General features: G+C 68.1%; 21 protein-coding genes. 9 read left to right on the top strand and 12 right to left on the bottom strand.

Annotated features, from left to right (window positions below; genetic code table 11):
* Positions 1-155: 155 nt before the first annotated feature.
* Positions 156-4853, top strand: a complete 4698-nt coding sequence (locus tag OLX02_RS04790) for an NAD-glutamate dehydrogenase (RefSeq protein ID WP_264420674.1) — start codon at positions 156-158, stop codon at positions 4851-4853.
* A 98-nt stretch (positions 4854-4951) separates the two neighbouring features.
* The gene (locus OLX02_RS04785) at positions 4952-6178 is read left to right on the top strand and encodes an NAD(P)/FAD-dependent oxidoreductase (RefSeq protein ID WP_264420672.1); all 1227 of its coding nucleotides are present in this window, start codon (positions 4952-4954) and stop codon (positions 6176-6178) included.
* A gap of 10 nt (positions 6179-6188) precedes the next feature.
* Here the strand turns inward: OLX02_RS04785 and queG are convergent, their stop codons facing one another.
* Complete coding sequence (gene queG / locus OLX02_RS04780) at positions 6189-7271, bottom strand: tRNA epoxyqueuosine(34) reductase QueG (protein WP_264420670.1); 1083 nt, start codon at positions 7269-7271, stop codon at positions 6189-6191.
* 46 nt (positions 7272-7317) lie between these two features.
* Between queG and OLX02_RS04775 the strand changes: the two genes are divergently transcribed.
* The 5 genes from OLX02_RS04775 to OLX02_RS04755 all read left to right on the top strand — a co-directional run bounded on the left by OLX02_RS04775 (position 7318) and on the right by OLX02_RS04755 (position 12694).
* The gene (locus OLX02_RS04775) at positions 7318-8328 is read left to right on the top strand and encodes an ABC transporter ATP-binding protein (protein ID WP_413630064.1); all 1011 of its coding nucleotides are present in this window, start codon (positions 7318-7320) and stop codon (positions 8326-8328) included.
* A complete protein-coding gene (locus OLX02_RS04770; protein ID WP_264420668.1) occupies positions 8328-9551 on the top strand; it encodes an ABC transporter permease in 1224 nt (407 codons plus the stop codon). Before OLX02_RS04775 ends, OLX02_RS04770 begins: the two co-directional genes overlap by 1 nt.
* A gap of 77 nt (positions 9552-9628) precedes the next feature.
* Positions 9629-10963 (top strand): cytochrome P450, encoded by a 1335-nt coding sequence (locus OLX02_RS04765; RefSeq protein ID WP_264420666.1) that lies wholly within the window; start codon positions 9629-9631, stop codon positions 10961-10963.
* A 149-nt stretch (positions 10964-11112) separates the two neighbouring features.
* Positions 11113-11628, top strand: a complete 516-nt coding sequence (gene msrB / locus OLX02_RS04760) for a peptide-methionine (R)-S-oxide reductase MsrB (RefSeq protein WP_413630063.1) — start codon at positions 11113-11115, stop codon at positions 11626-11628.
* A gap of 67 nt (positions 11629-11695) precedes the next feature.
* A complete protein-coding gene (locus tag OLX02_RS04755) occupies positions 11696-12694 on the top strand; it encodes an esterase-like activity of phytase family protein (protein ID WP_264420664.1) in 999 nt (332 codons plus the stop codon).
* A 24-nt stretch (positions 12695-12718) separates the two neighbouring features.
* On the opposite strand, the gene rpmB is transcribed toward OLX02_RS04755, so the two are convergent.
* Complete coding sequence (gene rpmB, locus OLX02_RS04750) at positions 12719-13003, bottom strand: 50S ribosomal protein L28 (protein WP_264420663.1); 285 nt, start codon at positions 13001-13003, stop codon at positions 12719-12721.
* 145 nt (positions 13004-13148) lie between these two features.
* Between rpmB and OLX02_RS04745 the strand changes: the two genes are divergently transcribed.
* Entirely contained in the window at positions 13149-13604 is a 456-nt protein-coding gene (locus OLX02_RS04745; RefSeq protein WP_264420660.1) for a nucleoside deaminase, read from the top strand.
* 3 nt (positions 13605-13607) lie between these two features.
* Here the strand turns inward: OLX02_RS04745 and OLX02_RS04740 are convergent, their stop codons facing one another.
* From OLX02_RS04740 to OLX02_RS04720, 5 genes are all read right to left on the bottom strand, one after another.
* Positions 13608-14234 carry a ribonuclease T2 gene (locus tag OLX02_RS04740; protein ID WP_264420658.1) on the bottom strand — a complete coding sequence of 209 codons (627 nt, stop codon included), beginning with the start codon at positions 14232-14234 and terminating at the stop codon, positions 13608-13610.
* Positions 14235-14310: 76 nt separating this feature from the next.
* Entirely contained in the window at positions 14311-14835 is a 525-nt protein-coding gene (locus OLX02_RS04735) for a hypothetical protein (RefSeq protein WP_264420656.1), read from the bottom strand.
* Positions 14832-15704: a carboxylating nicotinate-nucleotide diphosphorylase gene (gene nadC / locus OLX02_RS04730; protein ID WP_264420654.1), complete on the bottom strand. Its 873-nt coding sequence runs from the start codon at positions 15702-15704 to the stop codon at positions 14832-14834. Before nadC ends, OLX02_RS04735 begins: the two co-directional genes overlap by 4 nt.
* Before the next feature lie 37 nt (positions 15705-15741).
* Positions 15742-16539: a LytR/AlgR family response regulator transcription factor gene (locus OLX02_RS04725; RefSeq protein WP_264420652.1), complete on the bottom strand. Its 798-nt coding sequence runs from the start codon at positions 16537-16539 to the stop codon at positions 15742-15744.
* Between the two features lie 67 nt (positions 16540-16606).
* A complete protein-coding gene (locus tag OLX02_RS04720; protein ID WP_264420650.1) occupies positions 16607-17791 on the bottom strand; it encodes a sensor histidine kinase in 1185 nt (394 codons plus the stop codon).
* An 84-nt stretch (positions 17792-17875) separates the two neighbouring features.
* On the opposite strand from OLX02_RS04720, the gene OLX02_RS04715 reads away from it, so the two are divergent.
* Positions 17876-18475, top strand: coding sequence for an HD domain-containing protein (locus tag OLX02_RS04715; RefSeq protein ID WP_264420648.1), 600 nt, complete (start codon positions 17876-17878; stop codon positions 18473-18475).
* 3 nt (positions 18476-18478) lie between these two features.
* On the opposite strand, the gene OLX02_RS04710 is transcribed toward OLX02_RS04715, so the two are convergent.
* Genes OLX02_RS04710 through OLX02_RS04690 form a run of 5 tightly spaced genes read right to left on the bottom strand, consistent with a single transcriptional unit; the run spans position 18479 to position 23969 of the window.
* Positions 18479-19399: a hypothetical protein gene (locus OLX02_RS04710; protein ID WP_264420647.1), complete on the bottom strand. Its 921-nt coding sequence runs from the start codon at positions 19397-19399 to the stop codon at positions 18479-18481.
* Positions 19400-19403: 4 nt separating this feature from the next.
* Positions 19404-20204: a DsbA family protein gene (locus tag OLX02_RS04705; RefSeq protein WP_264420646.1), complete on the bottom strand. Its 801-nt coding sequence runs from the start codon at positions 20202-20204 to the stop codon at positions 19404-19406.
* Positions 20205-20215: 11 nt separating this feature from the next.
* A complete protein-coding gene (locus tag OLX02_RS04700) occupies positions 20216-21574 on the bottom strand; it encodes a M48 family metalloprotease (protein ID WP_264421180.1) in 1359 nt (452 codons plus the stop codon).
* Between the two features lie 15 nt (positions 21575-21589).
* On the bottom strand, positions 21590-22534 hold the full coding sequence (locus OLX02_RS04695; protein WP_264420645.1) for an alpha/beta hydrolase: 945 nt from the start codon (positions 22532-22534) through the stop codon (positions 21590-21592).
* Positions 22535-22589: 55 nt separating this feature from the next.
* Positions 22590-23969 carry a hypothetical protein gene (locus tag OLX02_RS04690; protein ID WP_264420644.1) on the bottom strand — a complete coding sequence of 460 codons (1380 nt, stop codon included), beginning with the start codon at positions 23967-23969 and terminating at the stop codon, positions 22590-22592.
* Between the last annotated feature and the right edge of the window lie 43 nt (positions 23970-24012).

The raw sequence follows: 24012 nt of genomic DNA, 5'->3' as shown, positions 1-24012 counted from the left end.
TCCTCGCATCGGTTGGCAAGGTGTGCCGCATAGTCTGACCTGTCTTGCGGTGCCGTAACGAACGAAGTAAGTTGCGCACTATTGCTGCACTGCAATGACATAAAATTATAACGGCGCGAAATGCGTTTGGCGCCGGATCAGCGGGAAAGAACGCCATGGCCACCACCTCCGCCAGCCCCAATCCTGTCGCCGCCTCCACTCCAGCGCTCGAAACCGCGCTGGCCAAGCGCTTTGCCGCCTCGCTGCTGCCAGCCGAAGTCGCAGACTTCGACGCGGAGCGGCTGGTCGAGGCCGCGCGCTTCACCCTGATCGCCGCCGGTCGCCGGCGCGGCGTCGAACCGTCGATGGCGATCGAAAGCGTGGGCGGCACCGATGCCGCCCCGCGCTACCTGCGCATCGCGGTGGTGAACGAGGACATGCCCTTCCTCGTCGATTCGATCACCGCCACGATTTCCGCGCAGGGGCTGGCGATCGACCGGCTGGCCCATCCCGTGGTGGCGGTGCGACGCGATGCCGAAGGGCACCTCGTGGCGCTGCCCGATGGCGATGCCGTGGGCGAACGCCGCGAATCGTTGATCTATCTGGAGACCGAGCGCGCCGATGCGAAGCAGCGGCGTGAACTGACGGGCGCGCTGGCCGCCACGCTGGCCGATGTCCATGCGGCCGTGGCCGATTGGCCCCGGATGCAGGCCGCGATGCACGAGGACGCGCGCAGCCTGACCGATCAGGAAGGCGCGGCGCTGCTGCGCTGGCTGGGCGACGGAATGCTCACCCAGCTGGGCCACGTCACTCGCCACCGCGACGGCACGCAGGAAGAAGCACTGGGCATCTGCCGCGCCAGCGACCAGCCGCTTCTTGCCGATGCCAGCTATGACCGGGCCTTCGCGTGGTTCGACCGGGCGGGCGAGCGCGGCGCCGAAGCCGCGCGTGCGCCGCTGATCGTCAAGGCCAACCGCATCGCGCGCGTTCACCGCCGCGTGCCGCTCGACCTGTTCATCGTGCCCGTGTTCAAGGACGGCCGCGTGGCCGCGCTGTCGGTTCATGCCGGCGTGTGGACCAGCGCGGCGCTGGCCGCGACGCCGGACCGCATTCCCCGGATGCGGACCCAGCTCGCCGACCTGATGGGCAGGTTCGGGTTTGATCCTTCGGGCCATGCCGGCAAAGCGCTGGTCCATGCGCTCACCGCGCTGCCGCACGACCTGCTGATCGGGTTCGGCGATGCCGATCTGGAACGCATCGCCACGACCATGATGAGCCTGGTCGACCGGCCGCGCCCGCGCCTCGCGCTGGTCCGCGCGCCGCTCGCCCGGCATCTGTTCGCGTTCGTGTGGCTCCCGCGCGACGTGCAATCGACCGAAGTGCGCTTGCAGGTGAAGACCCTGCTGGAAAACGCCACGGGCGCGCAGGTGCTCGACTGGAGCCTGCAGGTGGAGGGCAGCACGCTGGCGATGATGCGCTTCGTGCTCGATATCCGCGATGGGGCCGCCGTGCCCGAAGAGGCCGCGCTCGACGCTGCCTTGCAGACGATGGTGCGCGGCTGGGCCGGTGCGGTTGAAGCAGAGCTGGCGCGAAGCGAGGACCCCGCGCGCGCTGCGGCCCTCGCCGCGCGTTATGCCGATGCCTTCCCGGTGGGATACCGCACCGGCTACGGCGCAGCGGAAGCGGCAGACGACATTCGCGTGCTGCGCGGGCTGGGTACCGCCGGTGCGCCGCGCCGCGCGGTGCGGCTCCACCGCCTGCCCGGCGAGGAAGGCCTGCGGCTCAAGCTCTACCAGCGCGAAGGCGCGATCGTGCTGTCCGACGCCGTGCCCGTGCTCGAAAACTTCGGCTTTCGCGTGCTGGAGGAAGTGCCGACCGCGCTCGACAAGGGGCGGCTGGGCTTCATCCATGATTTCCTCGTGGCGACTCCCGCCGATACCGCGGCCGAGGATCTGCTCGCCCGTGCCGCGCAGATCGAGGGATCGCTCGCCGCCGTGCTCAACGGCGCGGCCGAAGACGATGCCTTCAACCGCCTGATAGTGGCCGTGGGGCTCAGCGCGCGCGAGGCGAACTGGCTCCGCGCATGGTTCCGCTATCTGCGACAGACAGGCATGACTTTCGCCATCCAGACCGTGGTCGATGCGCTGAAGAATGCGGCCCCCGTCACGCGCGGTCTGGTCCGGCTGTTCGCGCTGCGCCACGACCCTGCCTTTTCCGGCGATCGCGCGGCGGCCGAGACGGCGGCCAGCGAGGAAATCCGCGGCGGCTTGGCCGGCGTGGCAGCCATCAACGACGACCGCCTGCTGCGTGCCTTCCGCAGCGTGGTCGAGGCGGTGCTGCGCACCAACGCCTTCGCGCCCGCCGCAGATGAGGCACTGGCGTTCAAGATCGAATCGGCGCTGGTGCCGGGGCTGCCGCGTCCGGTGCCGTGGCGTGAGATCTTCGTCTATTCGCCGCGCGTCGAGGGCATTCACCTGCGCGCCGGTCCGGTCGCGCGCGGCGGCCTGCGCTGGTCCGACCGGCGCGACGATTTCCGCACCGAGATTCTCGGCCTGATGAAGGCGCAGCGCGTGAAGAACGCCGTGATCGTGCCCACGGGCGCCAAGGGCGGGTTCTATCCCAAGCACCTGCCCGATCCCGCCAAGGACCGCGAAGGCTGGCTGGCCGAGGGCAAGGCCAGCTACCAGGTGTTCATCCGTACGCTGCTGTCGATCACCGACAACATCGTCGATGGCAAGGTTGTGCACCCGGCGGGCGTAACCCTCCGCGACGGTGACGATCCCTACTTCGTCGTGGCCGCCGACAAGGGCACCGCGACCTTCTCCGACGTCGCCAACGCGATCGCGGCCGAGCGCGACTTCTGGCTGGACGATGCTTTCGCCAGCGGCGGGTCCAAGGGCTATGACCACAAGGCGATGGGCATCACCGCCAAGGGCGCGTGGCTGTCGGTGCGGCGCCATTTCCTCGAACAGGGCATCGACGTGCAGAGCGAAAGCGTGCGCGTGGTCGGCTGCGGCGACATGTCGGGCGACGTGTTCGGCAACGGGATGCTGCTGTCGAAGGCGGTGAAGCTGGTCGCGGCGTTCGACCACCGGCACATCTTCCTCGATCCCGAACCCGATCCGGCGGCCAGCTGGCAGGAACGCGCGCGGATGTTTGCGCTGCCGCGTTCAAGCTGGGACGATTACGACAAGGCGCTGATCTCCGGCGGCGGCGGGGTCTTCCCGCGCACGATGAAGGCGATCCCGCTTTCGCCCGAAGTGCGCGCGATGCTGGACATCGCGGCGGAGGAGATCGATCCCGAATCGCTGATCTCCGCGATCCTGCGCGCGCCTGCGGACCTGCTGTGGTTCGGCGGCATCGGCACTTATCTCAAGGCCTCGGCCGAGAACAACGTGGCGGTGGGCGATCCGGCCAACGATGCCTTGCGCGTTTCGGCCAGTGAAGTGCGCGTGAAAGTGATCGGCGAGGGCGCCAACCTGGGCATGACGCAGGCCGCGCGCATCGAATTCGCGCTCCACGGCGGGCGCGTGAACACCGACTTCATCGACAATTCCGCGGGCGTCGATTGTTCGGACAACGAGGTCAACATCAAGATCGCGCTCGCCTCGGCCAAGCGCGCCGGGCGCCTGACCGAGGACGGGCGCGTTGCGCTGCTCTCCGAGATGACCGACGCGGTCGCGCATCTGGTGCTCGAGGACAACCGCCTCCAGGCGTTGGCGCTGTCCATCGCCGAGCGGGGCGGAGCGGCGGCGGTGCCGGCGCTGTCGCGCGTGATCGACGTGCTGGAGGAAGGCGGCGACCTTGACCGCAAGACCGAGGGGCTGGCCTCGGCTGAGGATCTGGCGCGGCGCGCCGGGACGGGGCAGGGGCTGACCCGCCCCGAACTCGCGGTGCTGCTGTCGAGCACCAAGCTGGTCCTCCAGCGCGCGCTCGAGGACAGCCCGGTGGTCGACGATCCGGTGATGGAAAGCGAGCTGTTCGCGGCCTTCCCGCCGCAGATGCGCGACGCTTATGCGCAGGACATCGTCCACCACCGCCTGCGGCGCGAGATCATCGCGACCAAGCTGGCCAACCGCATCGTCAACCGCATGGGGCCGGTGCATCCCTTCGAACTGGTCGAGGAGGAAGGCTGCACGCTGGCGCAGGTCGCGGCGGCTTTCGTTGCGGCGGAGCGCCTGCTGGGGCTGGCGGAAACCTGGCACCTGCTCGACGAGACGCCGATGCGTGAGGACCTGCGGCTGGCCATGTTCGACCGCGTGGCGCGCGCGCTTCGCGGCCACGTGGCGGACGTCCTGCGCGCCGGCCACGGCACGATGGCGCTGGGCGAGCTGATCGGCGATCTGTCCGGCGGGGTCGGCCTGCTGTCGCACACCGCGGCGCAGTTGCTGCGCGGCGAAGCGCAGGCGCAGGCGCGGCGCATGGCGCAGGAACTGACCGAGCAGGGCATCCCGGCGGAGGTGATCGCCCGGGTGACGCACATTTACGACATGGATGGCGCGATCGGGCTGGCGCATCTGGCGGGCGACCTGAAAGTCGATGCCGTCGCGCTGACCGGGGCCTTTGCCGATCTTGGCGCACGGCTGGGGCTGGACTGGGCGCAGCAGGCGGCCAGCCGGGCGAATCCCTCCGACCCGTGGGAACGCCTGCTGGTGTCGGGCCTGGCGCGCGATTTCCAGCAGATGCGGCTCGATTTCCTCGCCCGCAGCGGCGACGGCGATCCCGACGCGGCGGTGGCGAAGTGGATCGAGGTCCATGCGCCTCCGGTGCGTCAGTTCCGTGCCCTGATCGCGCGGGCGCAGGCCAATCCTGTGGTCGCCCCGGCCATGCTCGCGCAGATCGCCAGCCAGGCGCGCACGTTGCTGGCGCGCTGAGGCGGGATTTTTGATGGCTTCGATGCCTCTTTTGACAACGCCCGGTTGACGCGTCCGCGCTTTTCCCCAAATCCGCCCGGACAAGTGGAGGAATACGAATGGAAAAGGCGGACGTTGTCATTGTCGGTGCCGGCCACGGCGGTGCGCAGGCGGCTATCGCGCTGCGCCAGAACGGCTTCACCGGGTCGATTCTGGTGATCGGGCGCGAGCCGGAGCTGCCCTATGAGCGTCCTCCGCTGTCCAAGGAATACCTCGCGCGCGACAAGACCTTCGACCGCATCATGATCCGCCCGGCGCAGTTCTGGGAGGACAAGCAGGTCGAGATGTCGCTCGGCCGCGAAGTGACCGCGGTCGATCCCGCCACGAAGACGCTCAGCCTGTCCGATGGCGGCAAGGTGGAATACGGCTCGCTGATCTGGGCGGCGGGCGGCGATCCGCGCCGGCTGTCGTGCGTGGGCGCCGACCTTGCGGGCGTTCACGCGGTGCGCACGCGCGCCGATGTCGACCAGCTGATGCGCGAGCTTGATGCCGGCGCCAAGACCGCCGTGGTGATCGGCGGCGGCTATATCGGGCTGGAAGCGGCGGCTGTGCTGACCAAGCTCGGCGTCCACGTCACGCTGCTCGAAGCCCTGCCGCGCGTGCTGGCACGTGTCGCGGGCGAGGCGCTGTCCGAATTCTACCAGGCCGAGCACCGCGCCCACGGCGTGGACCTGCGCACCGGCACCGCGATGGACTGCCTCGAAGGCGACGGCGCGAAGGTCACCGGCGTGCGCATGGCCGATGGCTCGGTGCTGCCCGCCGACCTCGTCATCGTCGGCATCGGCATCGTTCCCTCGGTCGGGCCGCTGCTCAGCGCGGGCGCGGCCGGCGGCAACGGCGTGGACGTGGACGAGTTCTGCCGCACCTCGCTGCCCGACGTCTATGCCATCGGTGACTGCGCCGCGCATTCCAACGGCTTTGCCGACGGCGCGGTGATCCGGCTCGAATCGGTGCAGAACGCCAACGATCAGGGCACGACCGCCGCCAAGGCGATCTGCGGCGAACTGGTGCCTTACAAGGCGACGCCGTGGTTCTGGTCGAACCAGTACGACCTCAAGCTGCAGACGGTGGGCCTCTCCACCGGGCACGACGAGACAGTGCTGCGCGGCGATCCCGCCACGCGCTCGTTCTCGGTCGTCTATCTCAAGGGTGGCAAGGTGATCGCGCTCGACTGCGTGAACATGGTCAAGGACTATGTGCAGGGCAAGAAGCTGGTCGAAGCCCGCGCCCAGATCGCGCCCGAGAAGCTGGCCGACGCCGCCGTGCCGCTGAAAGAACTGGTGTAAACCACCACTCTCAGACCCCCTCCTCTCCGGAGGAGGGGGTCGGGCTGTGTCCCAGCCGCCCCAACGCCCACTGCGCCGCCTCCGCCACGGCCGCATCGGCATCGCCGGTCAGCGCAGCCACCGGCCCGGCCAGCCGCGGATCCCCGCTATTGCCGGCCGCATAGAGGCAATTGCGCACCATCCGGTCGCGCCCGATCCGCTTGATCGGCGATCCCGAGAACAGCGCGCGGAACCCTGCATCGTCCAGCGCGAGCAGCTCGGCCAGCTTCGGCGCGGTCAGTTCCGCGCGCGGCAGGAACGCCCGGTTGGCGGCGGCGCTCTGCGCAAAGCTGTTCCAGGGGCACACTGCCAGGCAATCGTCGCAGCCATAGATGCGGTTGCCCAGCGCCGCGCGAAACTCGTCCGGGATCGGTCCCTTGTGCTCGATCGTCAGGTAGGAAACGCACCGCCTTGCATCGAGCCGGTAGGGTTCGGGAAACGCGGCGGTGGGGCACGCCTGCTGGCACGCGCTGCACGATCCGCAGCGGTCGGCATGGGGCGCGTCGGCGGGCAGGTCGAGCGTGGTGTAGATCGCGCCAAGGAACAGCCATGAACCGTGCGCGCGGCTGACGAGGTTGGTGTGCTTGCCCTGCCATCCGATGCCGGCGGCCTGCCCCAGCGGCTTTTCCATCACCGGCGCCGTATCGACGAAGACTTTCACTTCGGCGCCGGACGTTTCCGCCACCATCCAGCGCGCCAGCGCCTTGAGGTTGCGCTTCACCACGTCGTGGTAGTCGGCGCCCTGCGCATAGACCGAGATGCGCGCGCGGTCCGGCACCTGTGCCAGCGCAAGCGGGTCGGAAGCGGGGGCATAGCTCATGCCCAGCGCGATCACGCTGCGCGCCTCGGGCCACAGCGATTGCGGACCGCGCCGATGGTGCAGGCGGGTTTCCATCCACTCCATCGATCCGTGGCAGCCGTCGCCCAGCCAGCGCTCCAGCCGCGCGGCGCGCACCGGGTCGTCGGCGGCGGGGGCGATGCCGCAGGCGGCAAAGCCGATCCGCGCGGCTTCGGCCTTGATCCGCTCGGCAATCGTGGCGCTGTCGTTAACCAAGCTTGCTGCCCCGCTCGTTCATCGCCTAGGGTTAACGCCGCAATCCATGAAAATGCAGCTAGGGGAATGGCCGGTGTCGGGCAATGCTGTCGATGCCGCACACGCCGAACTGGCGATCGAGGCGCGCGGGCTGGTCAAGCGGTTCGATGGCTTCACCGCCGTGGACGGCGTGGACATCGCGGTGCCCAAGGGCTCGATCTACGGTATTCTCGGCCCGAACGGCGCGGGCAAGACCACCACGCTGCGGATGTTGCTGGGCATCATCGATCCCGATTCGGGCTATCGCCGCGTGCTGGGGCATGAACGCCCCACCGAAGTGGCGCGGCGAATCGGCTACCTGCCCGAGGAACGCGGCCTCTATCCCGCGATGAAGGCCTACGAGGCGATTGCCTTCCTCGCCGCGCTGCGCGGAGTGCCGCTGAAAGTGGGGCGCCGGCGCGGGCGCGAACTGCTCGAAGCGCACGGTCTGGGCTATGCCGCCGATCGCCAGATCCGCCAGCTTTCCAAGGGCATGGCCCAGCAGGTGCAGCTGCTGGGCACGTTGGTGCACGAACCCGACCTCGTGGTGTTCGACGAGCCGTTCTCCGGCCTCGACGCGCTCAACCAGGGCAAGCTGGAGCGCACCATCCGCGAGCTTGCCGCCCGCGGCACGACGGTGATCTTCTCCACCCATGTCATCGCCCATGCCGAACGGCTGTGCGACCAGATCGCGATCATCGCCGGCGGCAAGGTGCCTTTCGCGGGGCCGGTCGATGCCGCGCGGGATCGCTTGCGGCCGCAGGTGCGGCTGGAAACGCGCAGCCCGGACGGGCCTTGGCGCGCCGCGCTGCCCGCCGATGCGCGGCACGAGGGCGCCTTCTGGCACTTCACCCTGCCCGAAAGCGGGGTGGAACCCTTGCTGCGCGCGCTGATCGAAGGGCAGGCGGGCATCCTCAGCCTGTCGATCGAGCGGCCGGGGCTGCACGATGCCTTCGTGGCCATCGCGGGCGAGGCGGCCGCGCGTGCGCTGGAAGAAGCGCCGACAGAGGAAGAGCCGGCCGGAAAGGGGCGCCGCTGATGCTTGCCGAAAAACTGCGCGCGGCGCTGGTCATCGCCCGCCGCGATTTCGTCGCGGTGATCTTCTCCAAGACATTCATCTTCTTCCTGCTCGGCCCGGTGTTCCCGATCGTCGTCGGCGGCATGGCGGGCAACATCGGTGCGCAGGTGCAGCGCGATCTGGACAACCCGGTGGTAGGCGTGGCCCTGCCCGCGCACGAGGGCGACCGGATGGTCAGGGCGCGCGACGCCATGGCCGACCGCATGGCCGGTCCGGTGCCCGAATTCGTCGTGCTGGAACGTCTGCGCGCGGGGGAAAGCTACGACGCGCGCGCCGCGCTGGCGCGGGGCGGCGGCATCGCGGCGGTGGTGACGGGCACGCTCGATGCGCCGGTGCTCACCGGCACGCCGGAACGGCTGGGATCGTGGCGCGGCATGGTCTCGACATTCGCGGCCCGGGCGCAGTCGGCCAGTCCCGGCGGCTTTCCCGATGTCGCGGTGGACAGTGTCGCCACCAGCGTCGCGCAGGAACGCAACGGGCAGGTGCTGACCGCGCAGGCGGCGCAGGTGCTGCTGTTCCTGCTGGTGATGCTGCTGGCGGGCATGGTGCTGTCCAACCTCGTCGAGGAAAAGGGCAACAAGATCATCGAGGTGCTGGCGGCGGCGATCCCGATGGACGCGCTGTTCCTGGGCAAGCTCTTCGCCATGCTGGCGGTCAGCCTGGTGGGCATCGCGGTGTGGGGCATGGGCTACGGCGTGGTGGTCCTGCTCGGGGCAAAGGCGGTGCCCGTGCTGGCCGCGCCGGCGGTGGGCTGGCCGGCCTTCCTGATCCTCGGCTTCCTCTATTTCGCCATGGCCTACCTACTGCTGGGATCGCTGTTCCTGTCGATCGGCGGCATGGCGAGCACGGTGCGCGAAGTGCAGACGCTGTCGATGCCGGTGACGATGACCCAGCTGATGGTGTTCTTCTTCGCCAGCTATGCGCTGGCGCGGCCGGGCACGTGGATCGAGACGGCATCGCTGGTGTTCCCGGTCAGCTCTCCCTTCGCCATGCTGGCCCGCGCGGCGCAGGCGCCGGAACTGTGGCCGCACGCCGTGGCGCTGGTCTGGCAGGCGGGGTGGGTGCTGCTGATCGTGCGACTGGGCGCGCAGCTTTTCCGCCGCACGGTGATGAAATCCGGGGCCGCCGGCGGGCGCGCCAGACGCGGCTGGCTGGCTGCGCTGCTGCGTCGCCGGACTGCGTAATTGACATCAGTGTAGGTTGCAGGAATAGTACCGTTGAGCAGACTCGGTTCACGAGTCGCCACCGGAAAGAGGATCCCATGGCCACGCAACTCGCGCCCGAAGCCGCGTTCTCCTATCGCCGTTCGCCCACCGCCACCGAAGCGTTCGAGGAATGGCTGCGGCACAACCCTCAGGCGATGCCGGCGCAGACCAATCCGTGGGACGTGAGCCGCTCCGAGATCTACGTGAACGATACCTGGGGGCCGATTTTCCGGGAAATGCGCGCCAAGGCGCCGGTCAACAAGGTGATCGGCTCGCCCTATGGCGATTATTGGAACGTGGTGTCGCACAAGGCGATCAGCCACGTCGAATCGCTGCCCGAACTGTTCTCGTCGTCGTGGCAGCACGGCGGCATCACCATCGGCGACCCGCCGCATGACGTCGATCCGCAGGTGCTGGCCGAACGCCAGCTGCCGATGTTCATCGCCATGGACCGGCCCGAACACACCGGCCAGCGCCGCACCGTCGCTCCGGCGTTCACTCCGGCAAAGATCGTGGAGATGGAGAACGAGATTCGCCGCCGCACCGCCAGCGTGCTCGATTCGCTGCCGATCGGCGAGCGGTTCGACTGGGTGGACAAGGTCTCGATCGAACTGACCACCGGAATGCTCGCGATCCTGTTCGGTTTTCCGTGGGAAGACCGCCGCCTGCTGACCTTCTGGTCCGACTGGGCGGGCGATGTGGAACTGACGCTGGCGCGCGATCTGGCCGACTTGCGCTTCGGCATCCTGGGCGAGATGGCGCACTATTTCCAGCGGCTGTGGATGGAGCGCATGGGAGCGGCGCCCAGCCCGGACCTGATCTCCATGATGATCCATTCCGAAGCGATGAGCCACATGAGCCCGCAAGAGTTCATGGGCAACCTGGTGCTGCTGATCGTGGGCGGCAACGATACCACGCGCAACACCATGTCGGGCATCGTCCATGCGCTGCACACGTTCCCCGACCAGCGCGCGATCCTGGAGGCGGACGCCTCGGTCATCCCCAATGCGGTGCAGGAGTGCATCCGTTTCGTGACCCCGCTGGCGCACATGCGGCGCACCGCGACGGCGGATACCGAGTTGTTCGGACAGGACATCAAGGCCGGCGAGAAGGTGGTGATGTGGTACATCTCCGCCAACCGCGACGAGGCCGTGTTCGAGAACCCGGACAAGCTGATCGTCACGCGCGAGAATGCGCGGCGGCACCTGTCGTTCGGCTATGGCATCCACCGCTGCGTGGGCGCGCGCCTGGCCGAACTGCAACTGCGCGTGCTGCTTGAGGAAATGCGCGAGCGGCGCCTGCGGGTGCACGTGACGGGCGATGTGCAGCGCGTGCGGGCCAACTTCGTCCACGGCTTCCGCAAGCTGGAAGTGGAAGTGGAGCGTTACTGATTCTGCCCCGCTTGTGTGAGCACAGTCATCGCGCGTTCAGGGACGGCCCGGTAATCCCAAGCCGTCCCGCCGCGGGTGCCCCGATACCCCGGCCCCCCTGCCCGCGGCGGGACCAAACGCGGCCAAGTCTGCCGCCTGAAGGGTGAAGCATGATCGCACCCGTTTCCGACATCGTCCGCACGCAAATGAGCCGCCGCCGCTTCGCCGGCTGGCTTGTGGCCGGGTCCGCCATGGCCTTCGCCGGTGGATGCAGCGCAAAACCGGCGGTGCAGGGCACGTTCCCCGTCCGCTTCAGCGATGCCGAATGGCGCAAGCGACTTACACCCGAACAATACTATATCCTGCGCGAGGCGGGGACGGAGCGTCCCTTCACCTCGCCGCTGCTGAAGGAGCATCGCCGCGGGACGTTCGTCTGCGCGGCCGATGGCAATGCGCTGTTCTCCTCTGCCACCAAGTTCGAGAGCGGCACGGGCTGGCCCAGCTTCTGGCAGCCGCTCAAGGGCGGCATCGGAACCTCGACCGACCGTTCGTTCGGTACGACGCGGACCGAAGTGCACTGCACGCGCTGCGGCGGGCATCTGGGCCACGTGTTCGATGACGGGCCGCAGCCGACCGGGCTGCGGTATTGCATGAACGGCGACGCGCTTCTGTTCAGGCCGGCCTGACACATCCTTTTATTTGCGACGGGTGGCGGCCTTTCGCACGGGAGCGCCCCGTGCCATGGGCGGGCCGATGCGCATCGCCAAGATCCCCCTGCTGCTTGCGGCGCTCGCTGTCACGTTTGTCGGCGGTGGAAAATTCCCCCGCGATGTCCGTGACAGGCAGATCGTGTTTCGCGATCTGCTGGCGGGCGAGGCGCCGGTCCGGATCGGGAACGAACTGGAAGTGGCCGGTGCCTGGTGGATGCGCAGCCGGCAAAGCAGCTTTGGCAACTACTCGGCACTGGCGATCATGCCCGGGGGACGGCTGCTCGCGATCAGCGATCGCAACGCCATGCTGGCCTTTGCGCGGCCAGACGGCTCCCTGCACCAACCGGCGTTTTTCGGTCGCCCGCTCCCCGATGATTTTCGACTGGCGCGACTGTCCGCCGATGCGGAAGCGGTTTCCCTCATCCCGTCGACGGGCGAACTGCTGGTAGCCGTTGAAGGGAGCGACCGGATCTTTGCCTTACGGCGGGATTTCAAGGCGTTTCGCACGTTCACGGTTCCCGCGCTGTGGGAGTGGCCCGTGAACCAGGGGCCGGAAGCGGCACAGGTCCTGGCCGATGGGCGGCTGGTGCTGATCGGCGAAACCTATGCCCACCGGTTCGATCGCAGGTTGCACCCGGCGCTGCTGTTCCCCGGCCTGCCGCGGGCGGGTGAGGCCCCGGGGCGGTTCCTGCTGGAAATGCCCGAAGGCTACCGCCCGACGGATCTGGCGCAGATGCCCGACGGGCGCCTGCTGGTGCTGGGGCGCAAATTTACGCTGATGGGGTTCCGTAGCGTGATCATGACGGCCGATCCCGCGGCGCTGCGCGCAGGGGCGGTGGTCCGGACGCACGAAATCGCGAGGATCGACGATCCACGCGTGCGGGACAACTACGAGGGAATGGCGGTTTCGCGGGAGCGAGACGGATCGACGGCCATCTGGATCATTTCAGACAGCAACGCGATGGTCTGGATGCAGCGAACAATCCTGCTCAAGCTGCGCTTCCGCTCCGGCCGCGCCGGAGGGCGGAAGGCCGGCCCCTGAGAGAGGTGCCGGCCTTACCCGAAATCAGGCAGCAACAGCCTTCGACAGCTCGCGCTTGACCTTGCGGGCGCGCGGGCTGAGCTTGGCTTCGTCCTGCTTCAGCAGCCAGTTGTCGAGACCGCCGTTGTGCTCGACCGAGCGCAGACCGTGCGTCGAAACGCGGAACTTGAAGCTGCGATCCAGCTTCTCGCTCATCAGCGTCACGTTCTGCAGGTTGGGCAGGAACAGACGCTTGGTCTTGTTATTGGCGTGGCTTACGTTGTGACCGACTTGGCGGCCCTTACCGGTCAGTTCGCAGATACGCGACATGGCTAAACTCGCTTCGTGTGTTCGATAAACCTATCGGGAAGGCGCGGCCATTATCGATTCACGGAGGGAAGTCAAGGATTCGCGCCCTCCAATCGCGGCTCAATTCGCGTTGCGCGCCTGACCCGCGCGGTTTAGCCCGGGCGTCATGAACCGCTGGCCGCTTCCCGAACCCATGCGAAAAGCACTGGAACAGGCGCATCGCGCCGCGGAGGCAGGCGAAGTGCCGATCGGCGCGGTGGTGGTCAAGGGCGGCGAGGTGATCGCCGCCGCGCACAACGCGCCGCGGGCGATGACCGATCCCACCGCCCATGCGGAACTGCTGGCGATTCGCGAAGCGGCCCGCGTGCTGGGGCAGGAACGGCTCGACGGGTGCGACTTGTGGGTGACGCTGGAGCCGTGCGCGATGTGTGCCGGGGCCATCGTCCATGCGCGGATCGGCCGTGTTTATTATGCCGCGCCCGATCCCAAGGGGGGCGCGGTGGAGCATGGCGCGCGCGTGTTCGAGCAGCCGACCTGCCTGCACCGGCCCGAAGTCTATGCGGGCATGGGCGAGGGCGAGGCGGCGGACCTGCTGCGCACGTTCTTCCGCGCAAGGCGCTAGACCCTAGGGCGGGGTGACCCGCACCGGCGTCTGGTCCCCCGGGCCGGCATTGGCCGCAGGGCAGCGCGTGGGGGTGAAACGGCGCGAGAGGCACAGATGCACTTCGCGCAAAGCGCCGTCCCGGCCCAGCAGCAGGCGGATCGCCTCTGGCGTGAGCCATGGGTTGGCCCGGGTGAAAGCGGCCCGGACCGCGCCCGCGTCAAGGCCGGGCCGGCGGGCCAGAGCCGTCATGTCGGGATAGCGGACGCGGGCGTAGAGGGCGTCGGCCCTGGCGAAGTAGGCCTGGGGGCTGGCGGTCATGCAACTGCCATGCTTGGCCCATTCGTGCGTCAGGAGCGCTGGTGAGGGGGTCATGCACAGATGGCGGCGCAAGGTGGCGGCATCGGGCATCCGGCGCACAGGGCACCACTGGGGCCACTGGCGGCCGCGCCCTTCGGGCCAAAGGCCGTGCAGGATGAAGCCGAACCGGCCGAGGCGGCCTCCGCATTGCAGCGCCTGCGCCGGATCGGCGCGGCGGCTGCGGCAGAATTCGGGCGACCAGCTGAGCGCGAGCGTATGGCCGGCAATGGGAAGGCGGCGGACCGGCCCGTCCGGCACCGGCGGCGCGGGCAGGTCGACCGCAGGGGGCAACCGGCAGGACTGCGCGAGCGCCGGGGCGCAAAGGCCTTGGGTTAGTGCAAGAGCGACCAGAACTCTCGTGGAGTAGCTAATCAGGACGTCTCGCCTTCTTTATGACGGCGTTCCGGTGCGTCACAGTGACGGATGTTTCTGTTGCCTTCAGGACATCCTCTGTGTGAAGATCGCTATCGCTCGCTGATCCAATGGCAGAATTGACACTCCTGCTGCGCGCCTTGAGCCAGTCGCTGGTCTCCTTGCGGAAGGCAAAGACCATCGCGGCCACTTCCACCGACATCGCGGCGAGCACGAACAGCGCGAAGACCGGGCTGACGCCCCTCGCGAGCGCGGGAACGCCGGCCAGGCCAAGGAGGTCAAGCACGACGATGGCAACAAGGAACCAGCGCGCAATCCCGCTGCGGCCGCGCGCGACGACGAGCGCGAGGCCCGACGAGACAGCGGCGTTGGCGAAGGCCCCCATCATCACCGCGAGCGGCTGCACGCCGCCCAGCGCGGCGAGCGCCGCCGCGAAGACCGCTGCATTGACGAGGCGGATCGCCTGGCTGGCAAGGAACAGCCGCTCGAACCAGACGACCGATTGCGGGCGCGGGGTCATGCGGCGTCCAGCGGGGTGAAATCGAGGCCGATGTCGGCGGCGGGGGCCGACTGGGTAAGGCGCCCGACCGAGACGTAGTCGACCCCCGTCGCGGCGATGCCGGCGATGGTGTCGAGCCGGACCCCGCCCGAAGCTTCGCACGGCACGCGGCCGGCGACGAGCGCGATGGCTTCGCGCAGTGTGTCCGGGCCCATGTTGTCGAGCAACAGGCGGGTGGCGCCGGCGGCCAGCGCGGGTTCGATCTGGTCGATCCGGTCCACTTCGCAGATCACGTCGGCGATCCCGGCGGCCAGCGCGCGCTGCACCGCTTCGGCGACGCCGCCGGCGACCAGCACGTGGTTGTCCTTGATCATGGCTGCGTCCCACAGGCCCATGCGGTGGTTGTGGCCCCCGCCGGTGCGGACGGCATACTTTTCGAGATGGCGCAGGCCGGGGATGGTCTTGCGCGTATCGAGCAGCTTCGCGCGGGTATCGCCCATCGCATCGACATATTGCCGCGTGAGCGTGGCGACGCCCGACAGATGCTGCACGGTGTTGAGCGCGCTGCGCTCCGCCGTGAGCATGGCGCGGGCATTGCCCACCAGCCGCATGAGATCGGTGCCGGGGGCGACCTGCGCGCCTTCCTCGACCAGGATCTCGATGGCGATGGCGGGATCGAGCGCGCGGAAGAAGGCGGCGGCGATGGGCAGCCCGCACACGGTGATCGCGTCGCGGCTGTCCATCACGCCGGAGAACAGCGCGTCGGAGGGGATCACGCTCTCGCTGGTGACGTCATGCCCGCCGCCGGGCAGGCCGTTCCCCAGATCTTCGGCGAGCGTGGCGGCGACGAAAGCTTCGATATCGAAGCCGGGAATGGCAAATTGGGTCATGCCCTTGCCTTACCATCCCCGCGCCGGCTGTCGAGGCTCAGTGGACGAAGCGGGCCACCACGTCGCGGTAGGAGCGGCTGACTTTCACTTCCGCGCCCGATTCGAGCACGAGGAAGCATTCGCCATTGGTGTGCGGACGAACCTGGCGCACCTGATCGAGATTGACGATCTTCGAGCGGTGGACGCGCTGGAACACGCGCGGGTCGAGCCGCCGTTCGAGATCCTTCATCGTCTCGCGCAGGATCAGCGAATTGTCGCCGGTGTAGATGCACATGTAGTCGCCCGCGGCCTCGATCCGCTCGATCGTGTCCACATCGACGCGGAAGATCTGGCCGCGATCCTTGATGTTGATGAGCTTTTCAAAGCGGCCGGCGGCGGGTTCGGCGTCTTCGGGCATATCCGGCATCGCATCGGGCGCGACTTCGGCGAGCACGTTCTTGAGCTTTTCGGCCTCCTCCAGCCCGCGCTTTTCGGCAAGGCGCGTGCGCGCGCGGTCGAGCGCGTCGGCGAGGCGGTCTTCCTCCACCGGCTTGAGCAGGTAGTCGACGGCGTTGGCCTCGAATGCCTTGATCGCGTGCTCGGAATAGGCGGTGACGAAGACGAACAGCGGCGGGTCGATCTCCATCACGCCCTTGACCACGGAAAAACCGTCGAAGCCGGGCATCTGGATGTCGCAGAAGACAAGGTCGGGCTTCTCCGTCTTGATCTTGCGGATCGCCTCGCGGCCGTTCGAGCAGGTGTCGATCACCTCCACGTCGGGGAAGGCCTGAAGGCGGAGCTGAAGGCCCTGAATGGCGAGCTTCTCGTCGTCGACGAGGATCGTGCGGATGGTCATGCGCTACCCTTGTTATATCTGAGGCAACCGCGACAGAAATGCGGGCGCGGGCGGAAGTTCCCGCGCATCAACCAGCAATGGCCCTTCCAGGGACCATACGTGTTGTGGAAGCCGGCAGGGGAGCAGCTTCGCGGGCTTCGAACGGAAGTTCGATCACCACGGAAAAGCCGCCCTCCGGCCGATTGGAAATCTCGAATCGCTGGTTCTCGCCGTATGCCTGTCCAAGCCGGTCGCGAATGTTCGCAAGGCCGACGCCTGTCGAGACATGGCCCGACGAGAGTGTGTCGCTGCTGTCGCTGGTCACGCCGAACAATGTTGATGGGTCCGTGCCCGTAGGCAAGCCCGGGCCGGTGTCCGACACGGTGACGCGAAGCATCGAGCCGACGAGTTGCGTCGCGATGGTGATCTGGGCGCCATCCTCGACCGGACTCACGGCATACTTGATCGCGTTCTCCACCAATGGTTGCAGCAGCAACGAAGGCATCAGCGCAGCGCGGGTGTCCTCGTCGATGCGGAAATCGGTGCGCAGGCGCTCTTCGAAGCGCATCCGCTCGATGTCGAGATAGAGCTTCAGCGTCTCCACCTCCTGCGCGACGGTGACGCGCGCGGTCGGCTCGTTGATCAGCGTGTAGCGCAGGAACGAGGATAGGCGGCTCAGCATCGCGTTGGCCGGCTCGGTCTGCTTGAGCAGGACCAGGGTGGAGATCGAGTTCAGCGTGTTGAACAGGAAGTGCGGGTTCAACTGATAGCGCAGCATGGCGAGCTGCGCGCTCGTCGCCTGGTTTTCGAGGTGGATGAGCTGGTCGTTCTGCTCTTCCACCTGAATGTAGAAATTGATCGCGTAATAGAGCGCCGACCATGCGCCCAGCAGCGTCAGGTCGAGATAGAACACCCCGAGGAACAGCTGCGCGAACTTGGCGTCGCTGTTGGGCCGGTAAAGGCTGATGACCCAGGAATCGATGAAGGCATAAAGCCCCACCGCGATCGCCAGCACCAGCGCGGTCACCCCCCAGGTGATCAGCGGGCGGCGGTTGATCAAAGCGCGGTAGATGACCGACAGGATCAGCGAGATCGAAAATCCGGTGATCGTGGCGATCAGCACGATGATCAGGAACGACCAGGGCTGCGCGTTGGCAATGCTCGACAAGGCACGCAGCAGCATGGCGCCGCCCCAGCCGAGGAATTGCAGGCGCCAGAAGGCGCGGTTCTTGTTGCCGAAGAACGGCGTCGGGGTCAGCGGCAGCACGGCCATCGTGGTACTGTAGCGCCAAGCCGGCCATTGCGCCAAGGGCGGAAAGGCGTAGCCTCGCTCTCAATCAAAAAACAGGAGAGGCCCATGGAGCACGATTCGCCCGGAGAAACCCTGGAACGGGCGCACTTTCGCTCGATGATGGAAGGCACGCAGGAAGACTGGTCGATCATTTCGCGCGACTACAACGCCTTTGCCGGCGCGCTGGCCGACCGCGTGCTGACCCACCTGAAGCTGCTCGACGGCGATTTCGGCGGGTTCCCGGTCGACCGGATGACCCACAGCCTGCAATGCGCCACGCGCGCCCACCGCGACGGGCGGCCCGAGAGCTACGTGGTGATGGCCCTGCTGCACGACATCGGCGACACGCTGGGCACCTACAACCATCCCGATGTCGGCGCCGCGATCATTAAGCCCTTCGTGACCGAGGAAGAGCACTGGATCTGCCAGAATCACGGCGCGTTCCAGGGCTATTACTACTTCCACTTCCTGGGCATGGACCGGAACCTGCGCGACCGCTTCCGCGACCACCCGTTCTACGATTCCTGCGCGGAGTTCTGCGCCAAGTACGACCAGTCCGCGTTCGACCCGGATTATGACACGCTGCCGCTGTCGTTCTTCGAGCCGATGCTGCGCCGGGTCATGGCGAAGCCCCGCAACCGGACCGCGGTGCCGGCCGAGGCGTAACCGTCAGCGCACGTTGCGGCGGAAGCGCAGCGGCCAGTCGGTGTCGGGTGCGGCGGTGAGCGCCGCGATTTCCGTCCGCACGTCTGCCGCGCGGGTGCGCCAGCCGCCGTGAGTGGGCGGCGCGAGGAACGATTGCTGTCGGGCGATGACGGTTTCCATCAACCGTACTTCGGATTCGGGCGCATAGCCCGCGTTGGCGAGTAGCCAGACCGCCAGCCGGTCCGCTTCTCGCTCGGTTTCGCGCACCGTGGCGAGGCGATTTCGCGCGGCGTCGATCGCGGCGGGGTGATCGAGCGCGGCATGGGCCAGTTCGTGCGCGATGAGCGCGGCGAGCAGCGTCTCGTCGCCGTGCGTGGCATCATACAGCCGGCGGCCGATGCGCACGTCGTCGCGATTGGCGCTGGCGTTGCCCTCACCGTCATCGAGGAGGAAGCGGACGTGGCACGCGCTCTCGCCCGCCACGGTGACCTCGCGCCCCCCTGCGAGTGTTAGCGTGACCGATCCGGTCGTGGCGACGGTATTCTCCAGCAGGCCCTGCAGCGCGAACACGCGGTCCCAGCTGCCTTGGGCGGGGACGGCCACGGCGCTGACAGGCCGCCCGGCGACCGCGATCACCGTATCGTTGGCATCGAGCCCCGCTTTCGCAGCCGTGCCATCGCGGGCGACCGCGCCGACCGCGATGTCCCCCTTGAGGCCGTAAAGCGTGCGGGCAGCCGCCGGATCGTCGAAAGTGCGGGCATCCTGCAGCAGCAGCCCGATGCCCGGCGCGGTGCGTGTGCAGAACCGGGCATTGGCGCGCGCCAGCTTCCAGCCGACCGACTGTACCGCCGCATCGGCCTGCTGGAGCGCGTCGAGCGGCTGGGCGGAAACCGGCGCAGCGAGAAGCGACGCCGCGCCTGCCAGAGCAAGAAGCGTGCGCCGCATGGGATCAGCCCTTGCGCGCGGCGTCGATCGCCTGTTGCAGTCGCTCCGGCCCGACCGCGCCATTGATCAGGTCTTCGCCGATCACCCACGACGGAGTGCCGTTGATGCCGAGCTGACGCGCCATGCCGAGGTTGCGTTCGAGTTCCTTCTGCACGTCTGCCTTTGCACCGAAAGCCTGCGCGGCGGCCATGTCCAGGCCGGCTGCCTGAGCAGCGGCGGCGATGCTGGCGGCGCTGGGGCGCGGGCCTGCGAACATGGCCTTGTGGAAGGCGGCATATTTGCCCTGCGCGGCGGCGGCGAGGCCCATGCGCGCCGCGGGTTCGCTTTCGGGCGCGATGATCGGTAGTTCGCGCACCACAACTTTCAGATCGGGATTGGCACGCACCAGCGCTTCCACGTCCTCGACGCTCTTGCGGCAATAAGTGCAGGCGAAGTCGGTAAACTCGACGAGCGTGATCTTGCCCGCCGGGTTCCCCAGCACAGCGCCGGGGAAGGGCGTTTCGAGCGCGCCGCGCATCGGGGCGAGGCGGGACTGGTTCTCGCGCGCCTGGAGCCGGTCCATCGCCTCGGGCAGGATTTCCGGATGATCGAGGATGTAGCTTCGCACCAGCGCTTCGATCGCGGCGCGTTGGCGCGCGTCGATGCCGGCGCCGGAAAGCGTGGCGGCCAGCGCCCTGTCGTCCGTGCCCGCACCTGCCGAAGCTTCGCGGTGCGATTCGAACCACCAGCCCCCGCCGATGCCGGCAACGACGAGCAGGATGGCGAGGATGAGGAAGGGGCGGACGCGCGGGGGGGATGAGGCCATGGTGGGCAGCGCTACTTCTTCTTGCCCCGGCGCTCAATCATCGCGCGTGCCGACATCGCGATATCCTGCGCGCGCAGCCAGTCGGGCGTGCCCTTCGGCAGCGCGGCTTCGGCCGCTTCGGCGCTGCCGACGGCCTCGGGCAGCTGCAATTCCATCAATTGCTGTTCCGCGCTGGCGAGCCGCGCGCGGGCGGTATCACCGCGTGCCTCGTAGACGACGCCCAGCTGATACCACGCGAAGGGATTCTCGCGGTCGCGCGCCACGGCCGTGCGCAGCACCTTTTCCGCTTCGGCGAAGTTGGCCTTGTCCTCGGTGGCGAGCAGGGCATGGCCGAACGTGGTAGCGATCAAAGGGGCGTTGTCGCTGAGCTGGGTCGCGCGGCGCAGCGGCGCGAGCGCCGCGGCCGGCTTGCCGGATTCGAGCAGGATCTGGCCCTTCAACTCCAGCACGTAGGGGTCGTCCGGCGTCCTTGCCAGCAGCGTGTCGGTTTCGGCCAGTGCCTTGTCGAGGAACGCCTCCTTGTGGAAGGCATAGGCGCGCGCGTAATGTGCCGGCGCGTCGTCGAGGTAATCGGGATAAGCGGCCAGCGTGGCCTGCGGTTCGGCGAGGTAGCCGTAAAGCTTGGCCTTGATCCGCAGGAACCGGGCCTGGAGCGCCGGATCCTCGGGCTTGTTCCACGCCGGATCCTTTTCATAGGTGTCCTGCAAGGTGGTCAGGCGGTCGGCCGTCATCGGGTGCGAGCTGTAGAACTCCGAATCCGCATTGCGCTTGAAGCCGTAGCGGAACTCCTGGTTTTGCAGCTTCTTGAAGAAATCGATCGAGCCGCGCCCCGAGATGCCGGCTTTCGACAGATACTGCGCGCCGGCAGCATCCGCCGAGGATTCCTGCGCGCGGCTGAAGGCGAGATAAGTGCCCAGCGCGGCCTGCTGCCCGGCCATGAACACGCCCATGCCTGCGTCGGGGGAGCCGGCCGCCACTGCCGCTGCGCCCAGCAGCAGGCTGAGCAGCGTGATGTTGGTCGCTGGCCGCGCGCCCTCGTCGTTGCGGATGACGTGGCCGCCGATGATGTGGCCCAGTTCGTGCGCGATCACGCCCTGCACTTCGTTGACATGGTCGGCAGCGCCCAGCAGTCCCGAATGGACGTAGATTGCCTGCCCACCCGCGACGAAGGCATTGATCGAGCCATCGTTGAGCAGGATGATGTCGACGTTCTTGGGATCGAGCCCGGCGGCGGCGATGATCGGCGCGGACATGTCGCGGAACAGCGCCTCGGTTTCGGCATCGCGCAGCACCGATTGCGCGGCGGCGGGCTGCACCGCCAGCAGCAGGGCGGCGGCGAGGGCGGCCAGACGGGAATGGAGGCGCTGCATCACGGTGGTTGCCGGTTATCGGGCCGGCGTCTGAACCGGCGGTGAAGGGCGGGCGGTGACCCGGTCGAGAAAGGCCGTGACGGCATCCAGGGCCCGCGCATCGCGCGAGAAGGGCCGCGCGAACATCATGATCGCGCCTTCGTGGCTCACGTCCTTGAGCAGCACCGCTTGGGTCGGCGCACCGGCGGCGGTGAGCGCGCGGGCCAGCGCAACCGAGTTGCGCGGTTTCACGCGCGTGTCCGCGCCGCCATGGACCAGCAGCATCGGCGGGGCATCGCCGCGCGCGTGGGCGATCGGCTGGGTATCCTCGGGATCGGGGGCGCGGCCGAAGGCGTCGATCGTCGCATGATCGTCGAAAGGGTAGAAATCGTAGGGACCGGACAGGCCGACCACGCCGCGCAGGGCATCGGCGGACAGCTTCTGATGCGCCAGCCAGCGCCGGTCGAGTACGAGCATGGCCGCATTGTAGGCGCCGGCGGAATGCCCCATCAACACCACGCGCGACGGGTCTCCGCCGTGCGCGGCCGCATGGTCCGCCACCCAGCGCAGCGCGCTGGCGCCGTCTTCGAGCATGGCGGGGTAGCGTCCGTGCGGGCCGAGGCGGTAGCCCGCCAGGACCACCGCATAGCCGCGCGGCGCAAGCGCGCGGGCCAGGAAGCGATAGTCATGCGGATCGCCTGCGTGCCAGCCGCCGCCGTGGATGAACACGATCACGGGCAGCGGCGCGGCGGCATCCGCCGGCACGAACATTTCCAGTTTCTGCGCGCCGTCCGGACCATAGTGGATCGCGGCGGTCTGCCGGATCGATCCATCGCCGCCGCGCAGCAGGCGGTCCGCGCCGTCGAGCACGGCGACGGCGTTGGTTTCCAGCGCATGGCGGATGGCGACGAAGCCGGTCAGCGCCAGCAACAGCAGCGTGACCGCGGTCCAGCCAAGCCAGCCGATCTGGGGAAATGTCACGCGCCGATTGCCCTGCTTGCCCGCCGTCATGACGAGGAGCTAGCAGGTCCGGCGGTCACCCCACAAGCCGGCGTGCGGCGCGCTCGAACAGGGGCAGGTCTTCGGGCACTTCGCCGAGCAGGGCGATCTCGCCGCCGGGCATCCGGCGCACCATCACCAGTGCGAATTCGCTGCCTTCACGCGGGAGCGCGGCAAGCGACCGGGCGGGAAGCGCGCGCAGGTCTTCGGCGATCAGGTCGCGCGGATCCTTCTTCGCCTCGCCGGCTTCCTCGCGCCGCAAGCGGCGTTCGAGCGCGACGACGCCCTTGAGACCGCCCGCCGTCTCCGAAAGGAAGCGGCCCAGCTCCCCGCGGCCAAGGCCGAGACGCTGTGCGTGGCCCAGCGCGGTGGCATATTCGGTGAGGCGAGTCTTGTCGTAGTCGGCGCCGAACACGAGCTTGACCAGCGGCGTCAGCGGCGCGCGTTCCTGCATGGTCAGCCCGGCCTGTTCGACCATGCGGCGGTAGTCTTCGGGCGCGGCCTGCGCGGCCAGCGCGAAGTCCCACGCACGGCCGATCGCGGCGTAGAGCGCGCTACGCGTGCGGTCCTCGTTGGAATTGGCGACGTGCGCCAGTTCGCGCGCGGAGGACAGCCAGTCGTCGAGCGAGACGGGGGCGTCATCGAACACGGCAGCCGGGGAAAGGCCGAACGCAGGCCCGGGCATGGGCGCCGCGGCGAAGTCCGTTTCGTCGATGGAACCGGGGAACGGCAGGATTTGCGCCCCGATTTCGGCAAGATCGAGCGTGGCCGGGCCATCTGCCCATTCCGACAGCGGTTCGGTGGCGCGGCGCAGGCTCGCACCGGGTTCGAGCGCCTGGCCGATTTCCAGGAGGAGCTCGTTGGTCGTGACCTGATCGGCCACTTCCTTCCAGTTGATCACGCCGTAGATGAAATCGATTGCGGTCCCGTTCGACGTGAACGGCAGCAGGATGCCGCGATAGAGGATCGTGCGGCCGCGCTGGTTGACGAATTCGGCCTCGAACCCGATCGGCGCCTGGTTGGCGATGATCTGGAGGTAGTGGTCGGTGATGCGCGAAAGCAGCGACCGGCCCGGCACGTCGCTCAGCCGCTTGAGATCGTCGGCGGTGCCGCATTCGTCTGCCAGCGCTGCGCCCAGAAACGCGATCGCCGGATCGTCGATGCCGCGGTCGAAGCGAAGCAGCACGGCATTGGCGGCGAAATCCGGCAGCTTACCGTCGAGCAGCGTGGCGACCGGCGGGTAGGGGCCATCACCCAGCAGGCCGGCCCAGAAATTATAGGCGCGCACCTGCATGCGCCGCTCGTCCTGCCCCACGGCGGGCGGCGGCGGTTCCATCGCGCTTTCGTCCTCGTGCGTGTCGAAGTCGGTCATGCCGACGTCGGTCCGGTCACTGTCGAAGCCGCGATAGTTGTCCATGAAAGGCGTTCCTGATCCTTGATCGGTCCTTTCTGGCGCAACG

The organism is Novosphingobium sp. KCTC 2891 (genome assembly GCF_025938155.1).
Taxonomy (GTDB): domain Bacteria; phylum Pseudomonadota; class Alphaproteobacteria; order Sphingomonadales; family Sphingomonadaceae; genus Novosphingobium.
This window is presented reverse-complemented; position numbering and strand designations above follow the sequence as displayed.

Coding starts and splice junctions, on each gene's coding strand:
- OLX02_RS04715 (WP_264420648.1), top strand. CDS start 17,876: ATGGAGCACGATTCGCCCGGAGAAACCCTGGAACGGGCGCACTTTCGC.
- OLX02_RS04775 (WP_413630064.1), top strand. CDS start 7,318: ATGAAAATGCAGCTAGGGGAATGGCCGGTGTCGGGCAATGCTGTCGAT.
- OLX02_RS04700 (WP_264421180.1), bottom strand. CDS start 21,574: ATGCAGCGCCTCCATTCCCGTCTGGCCGCCCTCGCCGCCGCCCTGCTG.
- OLX02_RS04745 (WP_264420660.1), top strand. CDS start 13,149: ATGAACCGCTGGCCGCTTCCCGAACCCATGCGAAAAGCACTGGAACAG.
- OLX02_RS04770 (WP_264420668.1), top strand. CDS start 8,328: ATGCTTGCCGAAAAACTGCGCGCGGCGCTGGTCATCGCCCGCCGCGAT.
- OLX02_RS04690 (WP_264420644.1), bottom strand. CDS start 23,969: ATGGACAACTATCGCGGCTTCGACAGTGACCGGACCGACGTCGGCATG.
- OLX02_RS04720 (WP_264420650.1), bottom strand. CDS start 17,791: ATGGCCGTGCTGCCGCTGACCCCGACGCCGTTCTTCGGCAACAAGAAC.
- OLX02_RS04705 (WP_264420646.1), bottom strand. CDS start 20,204: ATGGCCTCATCCCCCCCGCGCGTCCGCCCCTTCCTCATCCTCGCCATC.
- OLX02_RS04735 (WP_264420656.1), bottom strand. CDS start 14,835: ATGACCCCGCGCCCGCAATCGGTCGTCTGGTTCGAGCGGCTGTTCCTT.
- OLX02_RS04790 (WP_264420674.1), top strand. CDS start 156: ATGGCCACCACCTCCGCCAGCCCCAATCCTGTCGCCGCCTCCACTCCA.
- OLX02_RS04710 (WP_264420647.1), bottom strand. CDS start 19,399: ATGCGGCGCACGCTTCTTGCTCTGGCAGGCGCGGCGTCGCTTCTCGCT.
- msrB (WP_413630063.1), top strand. CDS start 11,113: ATGATCGCACCCGTTTCCGACATCGTCCGCACGCAAATGAGCCGCCGC.
- OLX02_RS04755 (WP_264420664.1), top strand. CDS start 11,696: ATGCGCATCGCCAAGATCCCCCTGCTGCTTGCGGCGCTCGCTGTCACG.
- rpmB (WP_264420663.1), bottom strand. CDS start 13,003: ATGTCGCGTATCTGCGAACTGACCGGTAAGGGCCGCCAAGTCGGTCAC.
- OLX02_RS04725 (WP_264420652.1), bottom strand. CDS start 16,539: ATGACCATCCGCACGATCCTCGTCGACGACGAGAAGCTCGCCATTCAG.
- OLX02_RS04785 (WP_264420672.1), top strand. CDS start 4,952: ATGGAAAAGGCGGACGTTGTCATTGTCGGTGCCGGCCACGGCGGTGCG.
- nadC (WP_264420654.1), bottom strand. CDS start 15,704: ATGACCCAATTTGCCATTCCCGGCTTCGATATCGAAGCTTTCGTCGCC.
- OLX02_RS04765 (WP_264420666.1), top strand. CDS start 9,629: ATGGCCACGCAACTCGCGCCCGAAGCCGCGTTCTCCTATCGCCGTTCG.